The sequence below is a fragment of the Streptomyces sp. NPDC088707 genome, assembly GCF_044752725.1.
Classification (GTDB): domain Bacteria; phylum Actinomycetota; class Actinomycetes; order Streptomycetales; family Streptomycetaceae; genus Streptomyces.
Map to the genome: position 1 here is coordinate 407,539 of NZ_JBIVLV010000007.1, position 20,329 is coordinate 427,867.

Consider the following 20,329-nt stretch of genomic DNA (forward strand, 5'->3'; position numbering starts at 1 on the left):
CTCCCGAGAACAACGTTCCTCAGGCGCTTCTTTCCTCTGCCTTAAAGGGGTCCTAAGGATCGCCACTTCCCGGTCTCCAGCGGCTTCTTCGCTGTTCGGGGCGGCTAGTTTTCTGGGCGTCCCCCCACCTCACCCTCGTGAAGGAGCTGTCCCCCCATGACTTCTCGCCGTACCGCCGCCGTCACCGCCACCGCGGTGCTGGCTCTCTCCGGGCTCGCCTCCGCGCCCGCGTTCGCGCATGGGTCGATGACCGATCCGGTGAGCCGGGTCTCGGCCTGTTATGCGGAGGGGCCCGAGTCGCCGAAGTCGGCGGCCTGCAAGGCGGCCGTGGCGGCGAGTGGGACGCAGGCGTTCTACGACTGGAACGCGGTGAACATCGCCAACGCCGCCGGGAAGCACCGTGAGCTGATCCCGGACGGCAAGCTGTGCAGCGCGGGGAACGACAAGTACCGGGGGCTCGACCTCGCTCGGGCCGACTGGCCGGCGAGTCCGATGGACTCCGGGGCGCACACCTTCCGTTACAAGGGGACCGCGCCGCACCGGGGTTCGTTCGAGCTGTACGTGACGAAGGACGGGTACGACCCGTCGAAGCCGCTGAAGTGGTCGGACCTGGAGGCCAAGCCGTTCGCCACGGTGACCGACCCGCGGATGGAGAGCGGCGACTACGTGTTCCAGGGCACGGTGCCGCAGAAGTCCGGCCGCCACCTGATCTACTCGGTCTGGCAGCGCTCCGACTCCCCCGAGGCCTTCTACACCTGCTCGGACGTGGTGTTCGGGAAGGACAGCGGCGGCGGCACGGCGCCGGCGCCGACCGCCTCCGCGCCGAGCGACGAGCAGATCGAGGACGGTCAGGACGAGTCCTCGGTCGAGCACGGCGGGCACGGGGACGGTGACGCCTCCACGGGTCCGGAGGAGACCGCGGCCGCCCCCGAGCCGAGCCAGGAGCCGAGCCAGGAGCCGAGCCACGGGGCGGGGCACGAGACGCCGACCGCTCCGGCGGACGAGGCCTCCTCCGCCGCGCCCAACGCGCCTGCTCCCGCCGCCGGTTCGGGCTCCGGCTCCGGTGAGGTGCTCGCCGAGACCGGTGGCGACGCCACCACCCCGTATCTCGCGGTCGGTGGCGCCGCCGTGCTCGCGATCGGCGCGGCCGTGCTCTTCGGTTCGGCGCGCCGGCGGCGTACCCAGGGCTAGGCCCTGTCGTCAGACTCCCGTCGTCGCCCGAAGGGCGGCCCCGCGGCGTCAGGTGCGTGCTCTCGGCGTGCCGGGCGCAAGTCCTCGTACTGGACGTACTCGGGCTTGTGCCCGGTGCGGCGAGAGCGCGTGCGTGGCGTCGCGGGGCAGACGGGAGTCTGACGACAGGGCTAGCGGGACTAGCCGATCACCGAGAGGCAGGTGGTCGGGGTGGCGTGGGCCGGGTCGAGTGCGTTCTCCACCTCGTGGAAGGTGACCCGGTCCACCGTGCCGATCGCTACGTGCTCCGACAGGTCGAGTGCGCACTTGTCCTGGATCAGGACGTTGGTGACGTTCGGGCCGCTCAGGAACTGCGAGCGGTAGGGGGTGACCACCTCGTCGTACTGGGTCGCGATGACGTGGTAGCGGACCCCGGGCACGGTGTCGCCGCCCTGGTTGAGCTTGGTGATGAACGGCGAGCCGGCGATCTGGTCGGCGAGCCCCGGGGTGTTGGCCTTGATCAGGTCCTCGGCGCCGGGGAAGTACGGCAGGAGCCTGGTGAGGCCGAGCAGGGTGGTGCCGTGGTTGTCGGGGGCGATCCCGACGAGCGCGTTCACCTTCGCGGCCCCGCCGAGGAACTTGAGGTACCAGCGCGGCATCATGCCGCCCTGCGAGTGTCCGACGATGTCCACCTCGGGGGCGCCGGTGGCGGCGAGGACGCGGTCGACGTAGGTGTCGAGCTGTCCGGCGGAGGCCTCGATGGGGCCGAGGCCGTGGAAGAACGGCACGTTCGGCAGCTGGCCGTAGTCGAGCGAGAAGACGCAGTAACCGCGGTTGACCAGGTAGGGCGCGAGGACGAGCCAGTTGTCGACGGAGTTCCCGAGGGTTCCGTGGACCAGGACGACGGGTCGCGGGTGCGCGGCGGAGGGCTTGCAGGAGTAGTCGTTCCAGCCCCGACTGGTGGTGGCGGTCTCGGCTCGGGCCGAGGCGGCGGTGGTGGGTGCGAGGGTGGCGGCGGCGGCCAGCAGTAGGACGGACAGTGCTCTGAGGGCGTGTTTCCAGGGCAGCATCGGGCGATCTCCTTGCGGCTCAAGGGGATGGTGGGGGTGCTACGCCCTGCGGTCCGGACCACAAGTGGGGATGCGCGGTGGGGATGCGCTTCAGCCAAGCTACGCACGGGTAGCCATGGCTGGGAAGTTACGCGTCGGTAAAAAGTGATGTGTCGTCACAGGAGCGTGAGAGAAGGGCCTTCAGGCCGCCAGCGATCCCGGCAGTACCGCCCGCGGACCGAATTTCGCCCGTGCCTTGTCCGCCACCGCCTCGATCCGCCGGGCCTTCTCGTCCGCCGGGTCCAGGGACAGCTGGTGTGCCGCGCCCTCCGCCCCCGCGAGCCCCTCGGCGCGCAGGGCGATGCCCCGCACCCGGGCCCGCTGGAGGCCGAAGGAGCCGTGGACGGCGTACGCGAGGGTGGTGAGCGCCGCCGAGTGGGCGGTGGGTTCGGGCAGCGTACGGCTCCGGGTGGTCGTGGTCCGGTCCGCGTACCGCACGGTGACGGCGAGCGCGCGGCACACCTGCCCCTCCGTGCGCAGCCGGGCGCCCAGTTCTTCGGCGAGCGAGAGGAGGGCCCGGCGCTGCTGCGTCCGGTCGGTCTCGTCGCGCGGGAAGAAGCGTTCGGCCGCGACCGACCGGGAGGCCGCGTTCGGGACGACGGGGGTGCGGTCGATGCCCCGGGCCCGTTCCCACAGCTCACGGCCGGCCTTCGCGCCGACGAGCCGCTGGAGCACGGCGAGCGGCGCGTCCGCGACGCGGCCGGCGGAGTCGAGTCCGTAGCCGCAGAGGGTACGGGCGGTGGCGCGGCCGACGCCGTCGAGCGCGACGACCGGCCGGTCCCGCAGGAAGGCGGTGGGGTCGTCGACGACCAGGGTGGCGCCGGGCCGTGCCTCGCTCGCGGCCATCCGGGCCAGCATCGGGTTGGGGCCGGCGCCGATGACGCAGTCGACGCCGTACAGGGCGAGGGCCCTGACCCGGATCACCGAGGCGAGCTCGGCCGGGCTCCGGTCGAAGTAGCGCAGCGCACCCCGTACGTCGGCGAGCGCCTCGTAGGGCGGGGCGGCCTCGACGACGGGGGTGAACTCGGTGAGCAGGTCGATCAGCGGGGGGAGCAGGGTCTCGGCCCCTCCCCTTCCGGAAGCGCCGGAAGCGGGGGCGGCTCCGGAATCAGGGGTCTCCAGCCGGAACCGTACACAGAGGATCATGTCGCGCTCCTCCGTCTCGTGTCCCTGTTCAACCCTGGGGGGTTTGTCCGTGAACATCCCTTCCCGTTCTCCCAGCCTAGAGCATGTTCGAATGTTTGTGCGAGTCGTTTGAGTGTCAACCGTGGTTGACGCAAGAGGGTTTGTCAACGTAAGTTGACGTCATGACCGATGCGACCGATCTCGCCGCACGGGCCGGCGACCGCGACCCACGGGTCGGACTGCGGGCCGTCTCCGCCCTGCGGCGACTGCTCGAACAGCTGGAAGCCGTCCAGGTGCGCAGTGCGCGCAACCAGGGGTGGTCGTGGCAGGAGATCGCGACCGAACTGGGTGTCAGCCGACAGGCCGTCCACAAGAAGTACGGGAGGCAGTGATGTTCGAACGGTTCACGAAGGCCGCGCGCACCGTGGTGAAGGGCGCGGCCGAGCACGCGGAGAGGGGCGGCGCGGCGGTCGTCACCCCGGAGCACCTGCTCCTCGCCCTGCTCGACGGGGAGGGCACCCGGGCGGCGGGCGCGCTGCGCACGCTGTGCCCGCCGGACCGCCGGCCGTCCCTGGTGGCCGCGCTGACCGACGCCCGGCGCCGGGCGGGACTCTCCCGCGCGGACGAGGAGGCCTTGGCGGACCTCGGCATCGATGTCGGCGCGATCGTGGCGCGGGTGGAGGAGACCCACGGCGAGGGCGCGCTGGCGGGCGACCGCAAGGGCTCCGGGTGGTGGTCGGGTCGCCGGTCCTTCTCGCGGGAGGCCAAGACCGTCCTGGAGAAGTCCCTCCGCGTGACGCTGGCCCGCAAGGACCGGGAGATCGGCGACGAGCACATCCTGCTCGCGCTCACCACGACCGGCGGGGTCGTCGCGGAGGTCCTGGCCGACCACGGGGTGACCTACGCGTCCGTCGACACGGCGGTCTCCGGAGCGGCGACCGCCTGATCGGGGACGGCGACCGCCTGATCCGCGGCGGTCCGTCCCGTGGAGCGGCTCAGCCCGCCGAACCCGGGCTGCTGTGCCACAGCTTCCGTCCACTCGGAGTCCCTTCACCCGCCGGCTTGAGGTCGGCCCAGGGGTTCATCTCGTACCCCGTGGGCATCGTGATGCGCCGGCCGGAGTCGCCGCGCCCGCCGGCGGGGGCGGCGGCGCCGTTCCCGCCGGCCGTGGCGGGCGCGGTCGTCGGCTCGGCGGGTTCGGCGAGGCGCTCCCCCACCGCGTCCAGGCCGCCGGACGCCCGGAGTTCGACGAGTTCGGCGAGGTTCCAGGCGGCGGCGCCGACCACGCTGACGCTGCGCGGGCCGCGCCGCTGCACCACTCCCCTGACCAGCAGCAGCCAGGAGTGGAAGACGGTGTGGGCGCAGCGCTCGTGGGCGTCGTCGAAGAAGGCGAGGTCGACCAGGCCGGTGCCGTCGTCGAGGGTGGTGAAGATGACGCGCTTGCCGGAGCGGATCGGCGGGGTCTGGGTGGCGGCCTTGGCGCCCGCGACGAGGACGGTCCTGCCGTGCGGGGTCTCACGGAGCCGCTGGGCGGAGACGACGCCGAGTTCGCGGAGGAAGGCGTGGTGGTCGCCCATGAGGTGGCGGGAGGCGTCCATGCCGAGGATGCCGAGCTCGGCGCTGAGGCGTTCCGTCTCGTCGAGGTCGGGCAGGCCGACGGGGGCGGTCTTCCCGCCCTGGGCGAGCGGGAGTTGACCGCCGTGCGAGGCGGCTCCCCGCTGGATGCGCCGGAGCTCGGTGAGGTGCAGGAGGAGGTCGCGGCGGTTGGCGCCGAAGGCGTCCAACGCGCCGACCTGGGCGAGCCGTTCGGCGACGGGGGTGCGGGGGCGGGCCCGCTCCCAGAAGTCGAGGAGGGAGGCGTACGGCTGCCCGGCCTCGATCCGCGCGCCCTCGGCCTCGCTGATGCCGTGGACGTCGGTGAGGCCCAGCCGGAGCCCCCACCGCACCGTGGATTCAGACACCAGTTCGATACGGTGGGCGACCGCCGACCGGTTCACGTCCAGCGGCAGCACCGGCACACCCCGCCGCCGCGCGTCCGCGAGCAGCAGCCGCTTGGGGTACATACCGGGGTCGTGGGTGAGCAGCCCGGCGTAGAAGGCGGCCGGGTGGTGTGCCTTGAGCCAGGCGGACTGGTACGTCGGTACGGCGAAGGCCACCGCGTGCGCCTTGCAGAAGCCGTACGAGCCGAAGGCCGCCACGATCTCCCAGGTACGGGCCACGACCTCGTCCGCGTATCCGCGCGCCGAGGCCTCCCGGGCGAACCAGAGTCTGATCCGGCCCTGCGACTCCGGGTCCGAGAGCCCGCGCCGCACCTGGTCGGCCTCGTCGCGGCCGCAGCCGGTCATGATCCGTACGATCTCGATGATCTGCTCGTGGAAGACGACCACGCCGTACGTCTCCCGCAGCGTCTCCTCCAGGTCGGGGTGCGGGTAGCGGACGGGCGCGCGGCCGTGCCGGGCCTCGATGAAGGGGCGGACCATGTCGGCGGCGACCGGGCCCGGCCGGAAGAGCGAGATGTCGACGACGAGGTCGTGGAAGGTGGCGGGCTGGAGCCGGCCGACCAGGTCGCGCTGGCCCGGCGACTCGATCTGGAAGCAGCCGAGGGTCTCGGTGGAGCGGATGAGCCGGTAGGTCTCGGGGTCGCCCTCCGGGACCGCGTCGATGTCCGGGCGGGTGCCGGTGGCCCGCTCGACCTCGGCGACGGCGTGGGCCATCGCGGACTGCATGCGGACCCCGAGGACGTCGAGCTTGAGCAGCCCGAGGTCCTCCACGTCCTCCTTGTCGAACTGGGACATGGGGAAGGGGGCGCCTCCCGGGCCCCCAGGACCCAGGGGGATCTCGCCGCTGGTGGGCACCACGGGGGTGCGGGCGAGCAGCGAGGCGTCCGAGAGCAGGACCCCGCAGGGGTGCATGGCGGTGCCGCGCGGCAGCGCGTCGAGGGCCTCGACCAGCTCCCAGAGCTTTCCGAACCTCTGCCGTTCGCCGGCGAGTTCGCGCAGCTCGGGCAGTTCGTCGAGGGCGGCGAGGGCGTCGCGGGCGCGGATGTGCGGGAAGGCCTTCGCGACCCGGTCGATCTCGGCGGGATCCATGGAGAGGGCCGCGCCCACGTCCCGTACCGCGTGGCGGACCCGGTAGGTCTCGGGCATGGAGACGGCGGCGACGCGTGCGGTGCCAAAGCGGTCGATGATCGCCCGGTAGACCTCGAGCCGGCGGGCGGACTCCACGTCGATGTCGATGTCGGGCAGGACGGTGCGGCGCTTGGAGAGGAAGCGCTCCATGAGGAGGCCGTGCTCGACCGGGTCGGCGTGGGCGATGCCGAGGAGGTGGTTGACGAGGGAGCCGGCACCGGAGCCGCGGGCGGCGACCCGGATACCCATCTCCCGTACGTCGTCGACGACCTGGGCGACCGTCAGGAAGTAGGGGGCGAAGCGGTGGTGGGCGATGACGTCCAGCTCGCGGTGCATCCGGTCCCAGTAGGCGCCCCGTCTCTCGTACCCCTTGAGGATCATGCCGGCGGCGGCGCGGGAGGCGAGGACGCGCTGGGCGGTGCGGTGCTCGGCGCCGACGAGGTGGGGTTCGGGGAAGTGCGCGGAGCCGATGCCGAGGTCGTCCTCGGGGTCGACCAGGCAGGCGGCGGCGACCGTCGCGGTCTGTTCGAGGAGCCGGTGGGCGGTGTCCCGGCGGAAGCCGGCGGCCTCGACGATCCGCTCGGCGGCGGCCAGCATGTCGCCGGCTCCCTTGAGCCAGGCGGCGCCGCTGTCGAGTTCCTTGCGGGGGTCGACGGGGACGAGGCGGCGGGCGGAGTCGAGGACGTCGGCCACCGGGCCCTGGCCGGGGTCGGCGTACCGGACGGCGTTGCTGAGGACCGGCCGGACGCCCTGCTCCGCGGCGAAGCCGACGGTACGGGCGGCGAGCCGCAGGGAGCCGGGCCCGGTGCCGGAGCGCCCGTGGTCGACGGCCGCGAGGCGCAGCGCGTCGCCGTACCGGTCGCGCCAGGGCGCGAGCAGCCGGACGGCCCGGTCGGGGCGGCCGGCGGCGAGGGCCCGTCCGACGTCGGAGCCGGGGCCGAGGAGGACGAAGACGTCGTCGTCGCGCAGGGCGGACCAGGGCAGCAGGGGCCGCTCCCCTCCTCCGGCGTGGGCGGCGCTGATCATCGCGCAGAGCGAGGCCCAGCCGGCACGGGAGCGGGCGAGGAAGAGGGCGCGGGGCGCGGACTCGTCGACGAAGGCGCCGCCGCGGACGGGGACCCGCCGGATGTCCTGCGGGCCGCGGCCGGGCGCCCGTCCGGCGCCCCGGGGGCCGCCGCCGGCCGCGGACGACGGCGCGTGCCCCGCGCCTGCTCCGGGCTGTCCCGGTCCCGGCCCGGGCGCCGTCGCCTCGTAGGCGAGGTCGACGCCGAACAGGGGGCGGACCCCCTCCTTCGCGCAGGCCTTCGCGAAGCGGATCGTGCCCGCGAGGGTGTCGCGGTCGGTCAGGGCGAGCGCGTCCATGCCGCGCTCGGCGGCACGCGCGGCCAGTCGTTCGGGGTGGGAGGCGCCGTAGCGCAGGGAGTAGCCCGATGCGGTGTGCAGATGCGTGAACCCCGGCATGGCGCACCTCCCGGCTCCCGCATCGAAATCGTACGTACGTTCCCACCCCCTCGTTCCTCACCTTAGCCCATTTCGAACGTCCGTACGATAAGCGTGCCGGGTCGTCCTCCGGTCAACCATTCGGGCGCATCCCACCTGCGGAAACACCCCCTGCCCCGGAGCGTGGGGGCATGAGCCTCGTCGACGAACTGAAAAGCGCCGTCACCCCCCGAGCCGCCCTCCTCGTCATCGGCGTCTTCGCCCTCCAGCTGCTGTTCATCACCTCGTACGTCGGCGCCCTGCACCACCCCAAGCCGAGGGACGTCCCCTTCGGCGTCGTCGCACCGGACCAGGTCTCCACACAGCTCGTCGGACAGCTGGACCGGCTCCCCGGCGCCCCGCTCGCCCCCCGTACGGTCGCCGACGAGGCCACCGCGCGGAACCAGATCCTGAACCGGGACATCGACGGCGCCCTGATCGTCGATCCCACCGGCCGCACCGACACCCTGCTCGTGGCCTCCGGCGGCGGCACCGTGCTCTCCTCGGCCCTGGAGACGATCCTCACCCGGGTGGAGGCGACCCAGCAGCGCACCGTACGGACCGTCGACGTGGCCCCCGCCTCATCGGAGGACTTCGACGGGCTCTCGGCCTTCTACCTCGTCGTCGGCTGGTGCGTCGGCGGCTACATCTGCGCCGCGATCCTGGCCATCAGCGCGGGCTCCCGGCCCGCGAACCGGGAACGCGCCATCATCCGCCTCGGGGTCCTCGCGGTCTACTCGGTCCTCGGCGGGCTCGGCGGCGCGGTCATCGTCGGTCCGATCCTGGGCGCCCTGCCCGGCAGCGTCGCCGCCCTGTGGGGGCTCGGGACGCTGGTCGTCTTCGCCGTCGGCGCCGCCACCCTCGCCCTGCAGTCGGTCTTCGGGATCGTCGGCATCGGCCTGGCGATCCTGCTCATCGTGGTCGCGGGCAACCCCAGCGCGGGCGGCGCCTTCCCGCTGCCGATGCTGCCGCCGTTCTGGAACGCGATCGGCCCCGCCCTGCCACCGGGCGCCGGCACCTGGGCGGCGCGCTCGATCGCGTACTTCAAGGGCAACGACATGACGAGCTCGATGCTGGTCCTCTCGGCCTGGGCGGTCGTCGGCGTGGTCGTCACCCTGGCGATGTCCTCCCTGAAGCGCGAGCCCGAGTCGGAGCCGATCGCGGACGAGGTCGACCCCGCGAGCGGCGCGCGGATCCACTGACGCCCAAAACCCCTGGCCCGCCGGCTCATCGGCCGTTACGTTCGCGGTGCAGCACCGACCTTTCCCCGAACCGACAAGGCCCTCCGTGACTTCTGTTCGCCCCGCCCGTCCCGACGAACTCCCCGCCCTGGTCGAGCACCCCGGCGACGCCGAGCGCAACGCCGCCACCCGCGCGTACCTCACCCAGCTCCTCGACAGCGGGTGCACCCGGCCCGAGTGGTGCCTGGTCGCCGAGGACGGCGACGGCCGGCTCACCGGCAGCGTCGTGCTGTGGACCATCCCGGGGCACGAGGTCCCCCTCGCGCTGGTGCTGTTCGAGGCGCCTGAGGACGCCCCGGAGACCGCCGCCGCGCTGCTCGACGCGGCCGCCGTCAAGGCCCGGGAGCTGGGCGCGGCGGAGCTGGAGCACGTCGTCGACTCCCCGGCACAGGCCCCGCAGTTCCAGCGGAACCCGGAGCAGCGGGGCGAGCTGCTGCGGGCGTCCGGGTACGCAGTGATCCGCGACGGCCGCAGGTTCAGCCTCCGGATCCCCACCGCGACCGGAACGGGTGGCGCCGGACCTGAGCCGTCCGGCGCGCCGGACGGGCTGCCCGCCGACGACCCCCGGCTGACCTTCCGCTCGCTCGCCGAACTCGGCTCCGAGCCCTTCGTCGCGGTCCTCGCCGAGCTGCTCGCCGACACCGCCGACGCCCGCCTCGCGGCCGACGTACGGCAGCACGGCGCCCGGCGCGCGGCCGAGCTGCTCTTCGAGGAGACGGCCGAGCTGAAGCACGAGCCCACGTGGTGGGAGCTCGGCTACGACGCGGACGGCACCGTCGCCGTGATCAGCCTGCCCGCCGAGAACCCCAGCGTTCCGGTCATCGGTTTCGTCGGCGTCGCCCCCGCCCACCGGGGCAAGGGGTACGCCACCTCGGTCGTGGTCCGGGGCACGCGCGTCCTGGTCGGTGCCGGGGCCACCGAGATCCGCGGGGACTGCGACGCCGCGAACGTGGCGATGGCCAAGGCCTTCGAGCGCGCCGGGTACGTGAACTTCGCCGACCGGCTGGAGTTCACCCGCGCCCTCTGACGCGGTCAGGGTGACAGCGCGCCGCCCCGTGCCTCCTCGCACGGGGCGGCGCCGTCGTACTCCGGTGTCTTCGTCCCGGGCCGGCTAGAAGACGCTGACCCCGTACGCGCTCAGCGCCTCCGTCACGGGCTGGAAGAAGGTCGTCCCGCCCGTGGAGCAGTTGCCGCTGCCGCCCGAGGTGAGGCCGACGGCTCGGCCGCCCGAGTAGAGCGGGCCGCCGGAGTCGCCGGGCTCGGCGCAGACGTTCGTGCGGATCAGGCCGGAGACGATGTCGCCGCCGCCGTAGTTCACGGTGGCGTTGAGGCCCGTCACGGAGCCGCTGTGGATGCCGGTGGTGGAGCCGCGGCGGGTGACGGACATGCCGACGGTGGCGTTGACGGCGCTCGTGATGTCCACGTTGCCGACCGTGCCGGACTTGGTGACGGAGGCGTTGGTGTAGCGCACCAGCCCGTAGTCGTTGCCCGGGAAGCTGGACCCCGCGGTGGTACCGAGGACGGTGGTCCGGGAGGAGTTGGAGTACCAGGTGCCCGCGCCGTCGGTGCAGTGTCCGGCGGTCAGGAAGTAGTAGTTGCCCGCGCCGTCCCGGACGTTGAAGCCCAGCGAGCAGCGCCAGCTGGTGGCGTAGATCGCGTCGCCGCCGGATATCAGCTTGCTGAACTTTCCGGGGGTGCGTTCGATCCGGATGGCGTCCGCGTGGGCGCCGGCCTGGCGCTTGATCTTCGCGAGCCCGGCCTGGCTGACGGTGGAGTCGGCGGTGACGACGAGCTTGCCGGTGGCGGTGTCGGCGTACCAGGCGGTACCGGCCACGTCGGCGGCCCGGACGGCGTCGCCGGTCGCCGAGAGGGCGGCGGCGTCGAAGGTGCGGGTGCTCTGTGCGGTGTCGGCGGTGCCCGCGTTCGCGGTGGGGACGGCGAGCGCGGCCGCGGCGGCGAGGCCTGCCGCGACGGCGAGGAGCCGGACGGTTCTCGTGGGGGTGGTGCGCATGGTCCTCACTTCTGTTCCTCCCGAGGGGAATCGGGGGCCCGCCGTGGGGTGCCGGGCCCGTGAGGCGCGGCCCGGGGCCGGCGCTGTGGGGGAGTCTCGGGCCGTACGACTTCACGCCGCAAGGGCGCGATTCGGCCGTACGGCCCTCAACTTCCCGCAGATTCACCCGCGTTGAGAAGTCAGACCTCGTTCAGTCGCCGCTCCCCCGCCGCGACGGCGGTGTCGAGCGTGTTCCCCGGCGGCGGGAACGGGCAGATGAAGTGGTCGGCGAAGGCGCACGGCGGCAGCAGCGCGCGGTTGAGGTCCACCGTCACCGAGCCGTCCGCCGCCGGCGCCGCCGGGCGCAGGAAGCGGAAGCGGTAGCTGTCCCGGCCGCTGGTGGCGTCGGCGAAGACCGCCCAGAGGGAGCCGTCGTCCTCGACGGCCACCTGGAGGGTGTGCTCGCCGCCGTGCAGTTCGAAGACCAGCTCCCCGGAGAGCCCGAGGCCGCGCTCGCGGCCGTCGGCGTTCTCCACCCGTACGCTGCGCGTCCGCTCGTACGGCCGGAAGACTCCGGGCACCACCCAGCGCTCGTCGTACGGGGTGGCCTCGATGCCCCGGAAGGCGGTACGGGCCTCGGAGCCGGGGTCGAAGTCCCTGACGGCCCAGAGCCCTTCGCGCCGCAGCACCACGAGCCGCCGGCCCGCCGACCCGACGCGGGACTCGTGGATCGGACCGTGGTCGGCGGTGAGCCGGACCGTGCCGGTGAAGGGCTTGTCGTCGACGCTGATCCCGTCCTCGGCGCGGGCGCTGAGGAGCACCTCGTCGCCGTCCTCCCGCCACTCCCCCGGAACGGCCGGAATTCGCCCCTCCGGGAAGTCCGAGAGCCAGTGGGTGCCCGTGAGGGAGAGCGGACCGTACGAGGAGGAGACGGCGGCCTCCCGCTGCTCGTGCCAGTGCTGCCACTCCTGCCGGGCGTCGGCCCCCGCGTCCCTACCCGTGCCGCTGTCGTTGTCCGTGCTCATGATGCTCAACCTTTCCATACGGGCTCGGGAAGCCCGAGGTGCGACCGGAGCGTCGTGCCGGAGTACTCCGTACGGAAGACGCCCCGCTCCTGGAGCAGCGGGACGACCCGGTCGACGAAGTCGTCGAGGCCGCCGGGGGTGAGGTGGGGGACGAGGATGAAGCCGTCGGCGGCGTCCGTGGCGACGAACTCCTCCAGGGCCGCCGCGACCGTCCCCGGGCTGCCGACGAAGGACTGCCGGCCGGTGGACTCGACGACCGTCTGACGGATCGACAGGCCCTTGGCCTCGGAGAGCGCCCGCCACTTCCTGGCCACCCCGACCGGGTCGGCGACCCGCACCCGCCCCTGGACCAGGGTCGAGTCGGGATCGGGATCGACGTCCGGAAGCGGTCCGTCCGGGTCGTAACCGGACAGGTCGCGGCCCCAGATCTGCTCCAGGGCGAGGATCGCGTTCTGCGGGGAGACCTGCTGGCGGCGGATCTCACCGGCGCGCTCCTGCGCCTCGCCGTCGGTGTCGCCGAGGACGTACGTCACCCCGGGCATGATCTTCAGATCGCCGGGCTCCCTCCCGTACCGGGCGAGCCGCCCCTTGACGTCGGCGTAGAACTCCCGGCCCGCCTCCAGGGTCGAGTGCCGGGTGAAGATCACGTCGGCGGCGGAGGCCGCGAACTCCCTGCCGTCGGCGGAGTCGCCGGCCTGGATGACGACCGGGTGCCCCTGCGGGGAGCGCGGGACGGTGAACTCGCCCTCGATCCCGAACTGCGGCCCGTTGTGGACGAAGGGCCGCTGCCGGCCCTCCGGGGTCCAGGAGTCCCACAGCTCCCGGGCCGTGGCGAGGAACTCGGCGGCCCGGGTGTACCGGTCGGCCCGGTCCAGGTAGCCGCCGCGCCGGAAGTTCTCGCCGGTGAAGGCGTCCGACGAGGTGACGACGTTCCAGGCGGCCCGGCCGGCGCTGAGGTGGTCGAGCGAGGCGAGCCGGCGGGCCAGTTCGTACGGCTCGTTGAAGGTGGCGTTGACCGTACCCGCCAGGCCGAGCCGGTCGGTGACGGCGGCGAGCGCGTTCAGGACGGTGATCGACTCGGGCCGGCCGACGACGTCGAGGTCGTGGATCCGGCCGTTGTGCTCGCGCAGCCGCAGCCCCTCGGCCAGGAAGAAGAAGTCGAAGAGCCCGCGCTCCGCGGTCCTGGCGAGATGCTCGAAGGAGGAGAAGTCGATCTGCGAACCGGAGCGCGGATCGGCCCAGACGGTGGTGGAGTTGACGCCGGGGAAGTGCGCGGCGAGGTGGATCTGCTTCCGGTCCGGAGGCGTGCTCATGCGGGTGCTCCCGTCGTCACCCGTGCCTCGGTGGCGTACTGGCTGACGGGGCGGGCGAGCCCCAGGTGGTCGCGGAGGGTGGTGCCCTCGTAGGCCGTACGGAAGAGCCCCCGGTCGCGCAGCCGGGCGACGGTGCCGGCGGTGAACCGCTCCAGGTCCCGCTCGGGCACGGCCGGTACGAGGTGGAAGCCGTCGACGGCGCCGCCGCCGTGCCAGCCCGCGATCAGTTCGGCGAGCGCCCCGGGCCCGCCCTCGTACGCGTCGAGGTCGACGGTCGCCGAGAGCAGGACGCGCAGCTGTCCGGGGTCCCGGCCGTGGGCGCGGGCCCCCTGCCGCAGTTCGGCGCGGAGGGCGGCGGCCTCCTCGGCGGAGGAGGCCCTGATCAGGGCGACGTCGGCATGGTGGGCGGCGGTGTCGCGGGCGGCGGGGCGGGTGGCGTCCACGACGGTCACCGGGTTGCCCTGCGGGGGCCGGGGGACGATCGAGGGGCCCGTGACCGAGAAGGTCGCGCCCTGGAAGTCGACGTGGTGCAGCTTGCGGCGGTCGACGAACCGCCCGGTCACCACGTCCCGTATCTCGGCGTCGTCCTCCCAGCTGTCCCACAGTTTGCGGGAGACCTCGGCGACCTCGCCCGCCTCCTGCCAGAGCTCGGCGGTGGGCGGGGCCGGCCGCCGGCCGAAGAGCCTGGCCTCGGCCCCGGTCGGGGAGACCGCGATCCGCCAGCCGGCCCGCCCCCGGCTCACCCAGTCGAGGGTGGCGACGGCGGCCTGGACGTGGAAGGGCTCGGTGTGGGTGGTGGTCACGGTCGGCACGAGACCGATGGAGCGGGTCTCGGGGGCGACCCGGGCCAGGACGGCGAGCGCGTCCAGGCCGGGCCGGGTGAAGGAGTCGTCGTGGGTGAGGAAGTCGAGCCCGGCGGCCTCGGCGAGCCGGGCGAGCGCGACGGTACGTCCGCCGGTCCCGGCGACGGTGGATGCGGCGGCACGGGCGGCGGCGGAGGCGAGGGCGCCCGGGGAGTCGTGGGCGCCCGGGGCGAGTTCGGCGGCGAGGTGGAGCGTTCGGCTGCTGGTCATGCGGTCTCTCTCGAGGCGTGGAGCGGACGGAGCGCGGTCAGTTCTTGGTGCGGGGCAGCCCGGGCGGGTTGATCTCCGACTTCGTCACGGCCTCGCTGTCGAGGCCCCAGCGCTTGAGGACCTGGGCGTAGGTGCCGTTCTCGACGATGTGGTCGATCGCGGCGGCGTAGGCGGCGACGAGTCCGCTGTCCTTCTTCGTGGTGGCCGCGATCTTGCCCTGGAGTCCGGCGCCCGCGCCGGAGAACTTGCCGACGATCTCGGTCTGTCCGGCGGAGAGCACGTGGTAGGCGGCGACGGGGTTGGGCCCGAGGTAGCCGTCGATCCGGCCGGACTGGAGCGCCAGGTAGTAGTCCGAGGTGTTCTGGTAGTACTTGATGTCGACCGGCTTGCGGCCGGCCTTCTCGTTCTGCGCGGACCAGTCGACGAGGATCTTCTCCTGGTTGGTGCCGGAGCCGACGGCGATCGCCTTGCCCGCCACGTCCTCGGGGCCCTTGACCGTCCAGCCGGAGCCCTTCTTCGCCTCGAAGGCGAGGTCGTCCAGGCGGTAGGTGGCGAAGTCGTACTTGTCCTTGCGCTCCTCGGTGACGGTGACGTTGGAGAAGACGGCGTCGTACTTGCCGCTGTCGAGGCCCACGAAGAGGTTCTCCCAGGAGACCGGGTTGAACTCGGGCTTCAGACCGAGGGCGTCGGCGACCAGGGTCGCGAGGTCGACCTCGACGCCGATCAGCGTCTTGTCGTCGGTGGCGTGGAAGGCGAGCGGCGGATTGCTCGTCGCGGAGACGCCGAGGACCAGGGTGCCTCTCTTGCGGACGGCCTCGGGCAGCTTCGCGGCCAGTGCGTCGACCTTGGGGGTGTGGACGCGGTTCTGCTCGGGGCTGAGGTTGATGCCGTCGGCGGCCTTCTTCGCCTCGGGCTTGGCCGCGTCGAGGGCGGCGTCACCCGAGCCGCAGGCGGTGAGGACGCCGAGGGCGGTGAGCGAGGCGAGGGCGGCGAGGACGGTGCGGCGGGTCTTCATGGCAGTACTCCTGAACAGGAAGGGGTGGGTGGGTGGGTGGTCAGAGGACCTTGGAGAGGAAGGCGCGGGTGCGTTCATGGCGGGGGCTGTCGAGCACCTCGGCCGGCGGACCCTGCTCGACGATCCGGCCCTCGTCCATGAAGACCACGGTGTCGGCGACCTCGCGGGCGAAGCCGATCTCATGGGTGACGACGATCATGGTGGTGCCGGAGGCGGCCAGGTCCTTGATGACGTCGAGGACCTCGCCGACCAGCTCGGGGTCGAGCGCGGAGGTCGGCTCGTCGAAGAGGAGCAGGCCGGGTTCGAGGGCGAGCGCGCGGGCGATGGCGACCCGCTGCTGCTGTCCGCCGGAGAGCTGCTTGGGGTACGCCTCCGCCTTGTCGGCGAGTCCCACGCGTTCGAGCAGCGTCCGGGCCGCGGCCTCGGCCTCCCTGCGGGGGCGCTTCAGGGCCGAGACGGGGGCCTCGACGATGTTCTCTAGGACGGTGAGGTGCGGGAAGAGGTGGAAGTTCTGGAAGACGAAGCCGATCCTGGTGCGCTGCTTGAGGATGTCCCGCTCGCGCAGCTCGTAGAGCTTGTTGCCGGAACGGCGGTAGCCGACGAGGGTGCCGTCGACGCTGACGGTGCCGCTGTCGACCTTCTCCAGGTGGTTGATGGTCCGCAGGAGGGTGGACTTGCCGGAGCCCGAGGGACCGAGGACGACGGTGACCTCGCCGGCGCGGACGTCGAGGTCGATGCCGCGCAGGACGTGGAGGGGGCCGAAGTTCTTGTGGACGGCCCGGATCTCGACCTTGGCGGTGGTGGCGGCCCGGGCCTCGGAGGCCGGGTCGACGGTGACGGAGCTCATCGGACGCTCCCCTTCGCGTAGTGGCGTTCGACGTAGTGCTGGACGACGGAGAGCGCGGTGGTGAGCAGGACGTACCAGGCGGTGGCGACCATCAGGAGCGGGACGACCCGTCCGTTGCGGCCGTAGACGACCTGGACCTGGTAGAAGAGCTCGCCGATCGCCATGACGGAGACGATCGAGGTGCCCTTGAAGAGCGAGATGATCTCGTTGGCGGCGTTGGGCAGGATCGAGCGCATCGCCTGCGGCAGGACGATCCGCCGCACCTGCCGCAGCCGCGGGATGCCGAGGGAGGCCGCGGCCTGCAACTGGCCCTCGTCCACGGCGAGTACACCGCCGCGGACGATCTCCGCCGCGTAGGCCGCCTGGTGCAGGGCAAGCCCGAGGACGGCGGCGCTCATCTCGCCGACCAGGCCCATCGTGTCGAAGGAGAGGAAGCTCGGCCCGAACGGGATGCCGATGCTCAGCTCCTTGTACAGATAAGCGAGGTTGAACCAGAAGAGCAGCTGCACGATGAGCGGGATCGAGCGGAAGGCCCAGATGTAGCCGAAGGCGACGGACCGCAGGAACGGGCTGGCCGACAGGCGCATGAAGGCGAGCACGATGCCGATCGCGAAGCCGAGGGCGGTGCCGTAGAAGGTGAGCTGGAGGGTGACCCAGACGGCCCGGAGGACCGTCTCGGTGGTGAAGAACGCGGCGAAGACGTCCCACTCCCAGCCGGGGTTGGTGACGAGCCCGTGGACGAACTGGACGAGCAGGACGGCGGTGACGACGACGGCCACCCAGCGCCAGGGGTGCCGCACGGGGACGACCACGAGCTCGGGGCCCACCGCGGGTTCCTTCTCGACGGCTCTGGTGGCGGGCGGATCGCTGGTGAGAGACATGGCGGTTCCTCGGAAAGGGGTCGGGCGGCGGGAGGGAGCGGGGAGGGTTCAGGCGCTCAGCGGGGCCGGGAGCCGACACGCCCGGTCGCGCAGGAACGTCAGGGCCGCCCGCGCGGTGACGTCGTTCTGCCGGAAGGCGACCCCGCCGGTACGGGGCCGGGTGAAGGCGCTGTCGGTCCGCGCGGTGGTGTGCGGACCGAGCGCGAAGCGGCGCGGGTGCGGACGTCCGTCGAAGTCGAGGACCCGGCCGTCGACGGGGTCGACGACGAGGAGGCCGCTGGCGGTGGCCCGGGCGCCCTCCTCGTGCAGGGCGCGCAGGAGCGGGCTGCTGGTGAGTTCGAGCGAGGGGTCGGGGAGCCGGGCCTCGACCAGGGCGCGTGCCTCGGTCCACTCCCCCGGCACGGCGGCGGACGCGGCCCGGAAGACGCCGCGCTCCTCGTCGGCCTCGACGGTGACCTGCGGGCCGAGGAAGCGGACGACGCCGGCGCGGGAGAGGGCGAGGAGCTGGCGCAGCCGGGGGCCGGGCGGCCCGGAGGCGAGGTAGCTGAAGAAGCCGTGCCACCAGTCGCCGGTGTCGATGCGGTTTCCGAGCCGGAGGAGTTGCCCGTAGACGGAGAGCAGGCCGGCGAAGACGGCGGCGTCGGAGCTGTGGGCCGGGTCGTGACGGCGGGTCAGGTCGTCGGTGATGTAGGCGCGCAGACCGTGCTGGAGGGCTTCCTTCGAGGCGAAGCGGATGCCCTCCAGGGGGTGGTCGAGGGCGTCCAGGTCGAGCCGGTCGGCCGGGTCGGGGACGGCCGCGGCGACGACGGCGGCGAGTTCGGCGCCGCGCGGCGGCGCCGCCGCGTAGGCCCGCTCGAAGTCGTCCCAGCCGAGCACGGTCCGCTCGGGGTGGGTGGAGAAGAGCCGGTGGTAGTGGGCCCAGCCGAGTTCCTTGTCGACCAGCGGCCACACGTCGCGCCGGAAGTCGATCGGCCCGGTCCTCCGCAGCAGGGCGTCGGTCTGCTCGGGGCCGAAGAAGCGGGGCAGCGGGGGCCGTTCGCCTTCGAGGGCGTAACCGATCTTCGAGTGGTACGGGACGCCCCGGCGCGATCCGACGTGCAGCACCGGTTCCTTGCCGGAGGGCACGTAGACCAGCGCGTCTCCCTCGCCCTCGTACCGTCCGCCGCGGCCCTCGGTGAGCAGCACCATCAGGTCGACGAAGGCGAGCCCGAAGCCGCGGACGAGGACGGTCTCGCCGGCGGGCAGGGCGGTCAGGTCGGTGTCGGCGGTGAAGTCGGGCGGCAGGTGGACGAGGTCGTGGCGGGCGGCGAAGCCGGCGAGGGCCCGCTGCTCCGGGTCGGGTTCGGCGTCCAGGTGGCCGACGGTGAGGACGACGAGGTCGGCCAGGAGGGGCGCGGCGGAGCCTTCCAGCCAGACGCGCTGGCGCCCCTCGCGCGGGCCGGCGATCCGCAGGGCGCTGGTGCGGTGCTCGTGGACGGAGACGGAGGCGGGCAGCGCGGCCCGGGCCCGCTCGAACACCCAGCGCAGGTAGGCGCCCTGCTGGGGGCGGGTGGGGAAGCTCCGGCCCTCGATGCCGGCCCACTCGGCGACGGTGGGGCCGGGGCGGACGGGGCCCACCAGATCCACGGTCTCGTCGGTGAACATGGTGACGTCCTCGGCCCGGGAGTTCATCCAGAGCAGCGGGGACTGCGCGGTGCGCCAGATGCGGCCGGGGCCCGGCGGGTGCGGGTCGACGAGGTGGAGGTCGAGGGGGCGGTCGCCGTACAGCTCGGGCAGGTTGGCGGCGAGCCGTTCGAGGAAGCCGGTCCCCCGCGGCCCGGCTCCCACGATCACGATCGAGGCGTTCGCGCTCATCGCGCACCCGCCGTACCGCGGGCGTAGTGGCGCTCGACGTAGTGCTGGCCGAGGCTGAGGACGGAGGTGACGGCGACGTACCAGAGCGTGGCCACGAGCAGCAGCGGGATGACCTCGTACGTGCGGTGGTAGATGAGCTGGGTCGAGTAGAGCAGGTCCTGGACGGCGATCACGGAGACGATCGAGGTGCCCTTGAGGGTGCCGATGAGCATGTTCCCGGCCGGCGGGACGATCGCCCGCATGGCCTGCGGCAGCACGATCCGGGAGAGCCGGCGCCACCGGCCGAGGCCGAGGGACTGGGCGGCCTCGAGCTGGCCGGGGTCGACGGAGAGGATGCCGCCGCGCACGACCTCGGCGGCGTAGGCGGCCTCGTGCAGGGTGAGGCCGATGACGGCGACGGACACGGGGCCGAGGAGGTTGACGGTGCTGACGCCGAGGATCTGCGGGTAGAGCGCGCCGATGTTGAACCAGAAGAGCAGCTGGACCAGGATCGGGGTGGACCGGAAGAACCACACGTATCCCCAGCTCACCGCGCGCAGAACGGGGTTGGCGGAGAGCCTGAGCACCGCGAGCAGGGTGCCGAGGACGAAGCCGAGCGCCATGACGAGGGCGGTCAGCCACAGGGTGAGGCCGAGTCCGCGCAGGACGGACGCGGAGGTGAAGTACTCGGCGACCACGTCCCACTGGAAGGCCTTGTTGCGGACGACCGAGACCAGGCCGAGGGCGAGCAGGACGAGGACGAGGGCCGCGGCGGTCCACTGCCCGGCGCGGCGGGCGGGGACGATGCGGGGCGGTGGTTCGGCCGGCGGGGCCGTGGAGGGGGTTTTGACCAGGGTCGCGGACATACGAAGACTCCGTGGATGCCAGAGGCGGATCGAACACGGGGTGCGCCTTCACACGCGATGAGCACGGAACCGGGCCCCTCAGCCCCGATCCGCCCTTCGAGGCTATGCGGTCAACAGGCCCCGTTGTCAAGGGTGTCCGCACTGTGAGCTGTACGTCTCATCGCAGTTGACGCGGGAACGGATGCCTGTTCCACTGTGGCCATGCATTCGCAGCAGCTGGTCACGCGCTCCCAC

The 20,329-nt window shown here is 72.9% G+C and carries 17 protein-coding genes; 5 read left to right on the top strand and 12 right to left on the bottom strand.

Features of this window, described 5'->3' with window-relative positions; translation table 11 throughout:
* The first annotated feature begins 156 nt into the window (after positions 1-156).
* Positions 157-1,191: a lytic polysaccharide monooxygenase gene (locus ACIP84_RS23290; protein WP_401799905.1), complete on the top strand. Its 1,035-nt coding sequence runs from the start codon at positions 157-159 to the stop codon at positions 1,189-1,191.
* A gap of 179 nt (positions 1,192-1,370) precedes the next feature.
* Here the strand turns inward: ACIP84_RS23290 and ACIP84_RS23295 are convergent, their stop codons facing one another.
* A complete protein-coding gene (locus ACIP84_RS23295) occupies positions 1,371-2,240 on the bottom strand; it encodes an alpha/beta fold hydrolase (RefSeq protein ID WP_355959403.1) in 870 nt (289 codons plus the stop codon).
* A 180-nt stretch (positions 2,241-2,420) separates the two neighbouring features.
* Positions 2,421-3,425: a DNA polymerase thumb domain-containing protein gene (locus ACIP84_RS23300; protein ID WP_401799908.1), complete on the bottom strand. Its 1,005-nt coding sequence runs from the start codon at positions 3,423-3,425 to the stop codon at positions 2,421-2,423.
* Between the two features lie 161 nt (positions 3,426-3,586).
* Between ACIP84_RS23300 and ACIP84_RS23305 the strand changes: the two genes are divergently transcribed.
* Together ACIP84_RS23305 and ACIP84_RS23310 are read left to right on the top strand one after the other, a co-directional pair.
* Entirely contained in the window at positions 3,587-3,796 is a 210-nt protein-coding gene (locus ACIP84_RS23305; RefSeq protein WP_030315760.1) for a helix-turn-helix domain-containing protein, read from the top strand.
* Positions 3,796-4,350, top strand: coding sequence for a Clp protease N-terminal domain-containing protein (locus ACIP84_RS23310; RefSeq protein ID WP_355959406.1), 555 nt, complete (start codon positions 3,796-3,798; stop codon positions 4,348-4,350). The genes ACIP84_RS23305 and ACIP84_RS23310 overlap by 1 nt, the downstream gene beginning before the upstream one ends.
* Positions 4,351-4,399: 49 nt before the next feature.
* Here ACIP84_RS23310 and ACIP84_RS23315 read toward each other — a convergent pair whose 3' ends face one another.
* Entirely contained in the window at positions 4,400-7,993 is a 3,594-nt protein-coding gene (locus ACIP84_RS23315) for a DNA polymerase III subunit alpha (protein ID WP_401799911.1), read from the bottom strand.
* A gap of 170 nt (positions 7,994-8,163) precedes the next feature.
* Between ACIP84_RS23315 and ACIP84_RS23320 the strand changes: the two genes are divergently transcribed.
* Entirely contained in the window at positions 8,164-9,213 is a 1,050-nt protein-coding gene (locus ACIP84_RS23320) for a DUF3533 domain-containing protein (protein ID WP_401799914.1), read from the top strand.
* 85 nt (positions 9,214-9,298) lie between these two features.
* Positions 9,299-10,279: a GNAT family N-acetyltransferase gene (locus tag ACIP84_RS23325; protein WP_401799916.1), complete on the top strand. Its 981-nt coding sequence runs from the start codon at positions 9,299-9,301 to the stop codon at positions 10,277-10,279.
* Positions 10,280-10,363: 84 nt separating this feature from the next.
* Here the strand turns inward: ACIP84_RS23325 and ACIP84_RS23330 are convergent, their stop codons facing one another.
* From ACIP84_RS23330 to ACIP84_RS23370, 9 genes are all read right to left on the bottom strand, one after another.
* On the bottom strand, positions 10,364-11,263 hold the full coding sequence (locus ACIP84_RS23330) for a S1 family peptidase (RefSeq protein ID WP_355959413.1): 900 nt from the start codon (positions 11,261-11,263) through the stop codon (positions 10,364-10,366).
* A 179-nt stretch (positions 11,264-11,442) separates the two neighbouring features.
* Positions 11,443-12,267, bottom strand: coding sequence for a DUF1684 domain-containing protein (locus tag ACIP84_RS23335; protein ID WP_401799918.1), 825 nt, complete (start codon positions 12,265-12,267; stop codon positions 11,443-11,445).
* 5 nt (positions 12,268-12,272) lie between these two features.
* Complete coding sequence (locus ACIP84_RS23340; protein ID WP_401799920.1) at positions 12,273-13,580, bottom strand: NtaA/DmoA family FMN-dependent monooxygenase; 1,308 nt, start codon at positions 13,578-13,580, stop codon at positions 12,273-12,275.
* Positions 13,577-14,653: an LLM class flavin-dependent oxidoreductase gene (locus ACIP84_RS23345; RefSeq protein ID WP_355959417.1), complete on the bottom strand. Its 1,077-nt coding sequence runs from the start codon at positions 14,651-14,653 to the stop codon at positions 13,577-13,579. The genes ACIP84_RS23340 and ACIP84_RS23345 overlap by 4 nt, the downstream gene beginning before the upstream one ends.
* Before the next feature lie 37 nt (positions 14,654-14,690).
* Positions 14,691-15,668: an ABC transporter substrate-binding protein gene (locus ACIP84_RS23350; RefSeq protein WP_073915353.1), complete on the bottom strand. Its 978-nt coding sequence runs from the start codon at positions 15,666-15,668 to the stop codon at positions 14,691-14,693.
* A 40-nt stretch (positions 15,669-15,708) separates the two neighbouring features.
* Positions 15,709-16,515 carry an amino acid ABC transporter ATP-binding protein gene (locus tag ACIP84_RS23355; protein WP_355959419.1) on the bottom strand — a complete coding sequence of 269 codons (807 nt, stop codon included), beginning with the start codon at positions 16,513-16,515 and terminating at the stop codon, positions 15,709-15,711.
* Entirely contained in the window at positions 16,512-17,396 is an 885-nt protein-coding gene (locus ACIP84_RS23360) for an amino acid ABC transporter permease (protein ID WP_355959421.1), read from the bottom strand. Before ACIP84_RS23360 ends, ACIP84_RS23355 begins: the two co-directional genes overlap by 4 nt.
* A gap of 48 nt (positions 17,397-17,444) precedes the next feature.
* Positions 17,445-19,250 carry an FAD/NAD(P)-binding protein gene (locus tag ACIP84_RS23365; RefSeq protein ID WP_401799924.1) on the bottom strand — a complete coding sequence of 602 codons (1,806 nt, stop codon included), beginning with the start codon at positions 19,248-19,250 and terminating at the stop codon, positions 17,445-17,447.
* Positions 19,247-20,095: an amino acid ABC transporter permease gene (locus ACIP84_RS23370; RefSeq protein ID WP_355959424.1), complete on the bottom strand. Its 849-nt coding sequence runs from the start codon at positions 20,093-20,095 to the stop codon at positions 19,247-19,249. The genes ACIP84_RS23365 and ACIP84_RS23370 overlap by 4 nt, the downstream gene beginning before the upstream one ends.
* Positions 20,096-20,329 lie beyond the last annotated feature (234 nt).

Coding starts and splice junctions, on each gene's coding strand:
- ACIP84_RS23345 (WP_355959417.1), bottom strand. CDS start 14,653: ATGACCAGCAGCCGAACGCTCCACCTCGCCGCCGAACTCGCCCCGGGC.
- ACIP84_RS23350 (WP_073915353.1), bottom strand. CDS start 15,668: ATGAAGACCCGCCGCACCGTCCTCGCCGCCCTCGCCTCGCTCACCGCC.
- ACIP84_RS23360 (WP_355959421.1), bottom strand. CDS start 17,396: ATGTCTCTCACCAGCGATCCGCCCGCCACCAGAGCCGTCGAGAAGGAA.
- ACIP84_RS23355 (WP_355959419.1), bottom strand. CDS start 16,515: ATGAGCTCCGTCACCGTCGACCCGGCCTCCGAGGCCCGGGCCGCCACC.
- ACIP84_RS23320 (WP_401799914.1), top strand. CDS start 8,164: ATGAGCCTCGTCGACGAACTGAAAAGCGCCGTCACCCCCCGAGCCGCC.
- ACIP84_RS23340 (WP_401799920.1), bottom strand. CDS start 13,580: ATGAGCACGCCTCCGGACCGGAAGCAGATCCACCTCGCCGCGCACTTC.
- ACIP84_RS23310 (WP_355959406.1), top strand. CDS start 3,796: ATGTTCGAACGGTTCACGAAGGCCGCGCGCACCGTGGTGAAGGGCGCG.
- ACIP84_RS23335 (WP_401799918.1), bottom strand. CDS start 12,267: ATGAGCACGGACAACGACAGCGGCACGGGTAGGGACGCGGGGGCCGAC.
- ACIP84_RS23300 (WP_401799908.1), bottom strand. CDS start 3,425: ATGATCCTCTGTGTACGGTTCCGGCTGGAGACCCCTGATTCCGGAGCC.
- ACIP84_RS23330 (WP_355959413.1), bottom strand. CDS start 11,263: ATGCGCACCACCCCCACGAGAACCGTCCGGCTCCTCGCCGTCGCGGCA.
- ACIP84_RS23290 (WP_401799905.1), top strand. CDS start 157: ATGACTTCTCGCCGTACCGCCGCCGTCACCGCCACCGCGGTGCTGGCT.
- ACIP84_RS23365 (WP_401799924.1), bottom strand. CDS start 19,250: ATGAGCGCGAACGCCTCGATCGTGATCGTGGGAGCCGGGCCGCGGGGG.
- ACIP84_RS23305 (WP_030315760.1), top strand. CDS start 3,587: ATGACCGATGCGACCGATCTCGCCGCACGGGCCGGCGACCGCGACCCA.
- ACIP84_RS23315 (WP_401799911.1), bottom strand. CDS start 7,993: ATGCCGGGGTTCACGCATCTGCACACCGCATCGGGCTACTCCCTGCGC.
- ACIP84_RS23370 (WP_355959424.1), bottom strand. CDS start 20,095: ATGTCCGCGACCCTGGTCAAAACCCCCTCCACGGCCCCGCCGGCCGAA.
- ACIP84_RS23295 (WP_355959403.1), bottom strand. CDS start 2,240: ATGCTGCCCTGGAAACACGCCCTCAGAGCACTGTCCGTCCTACTGCTG.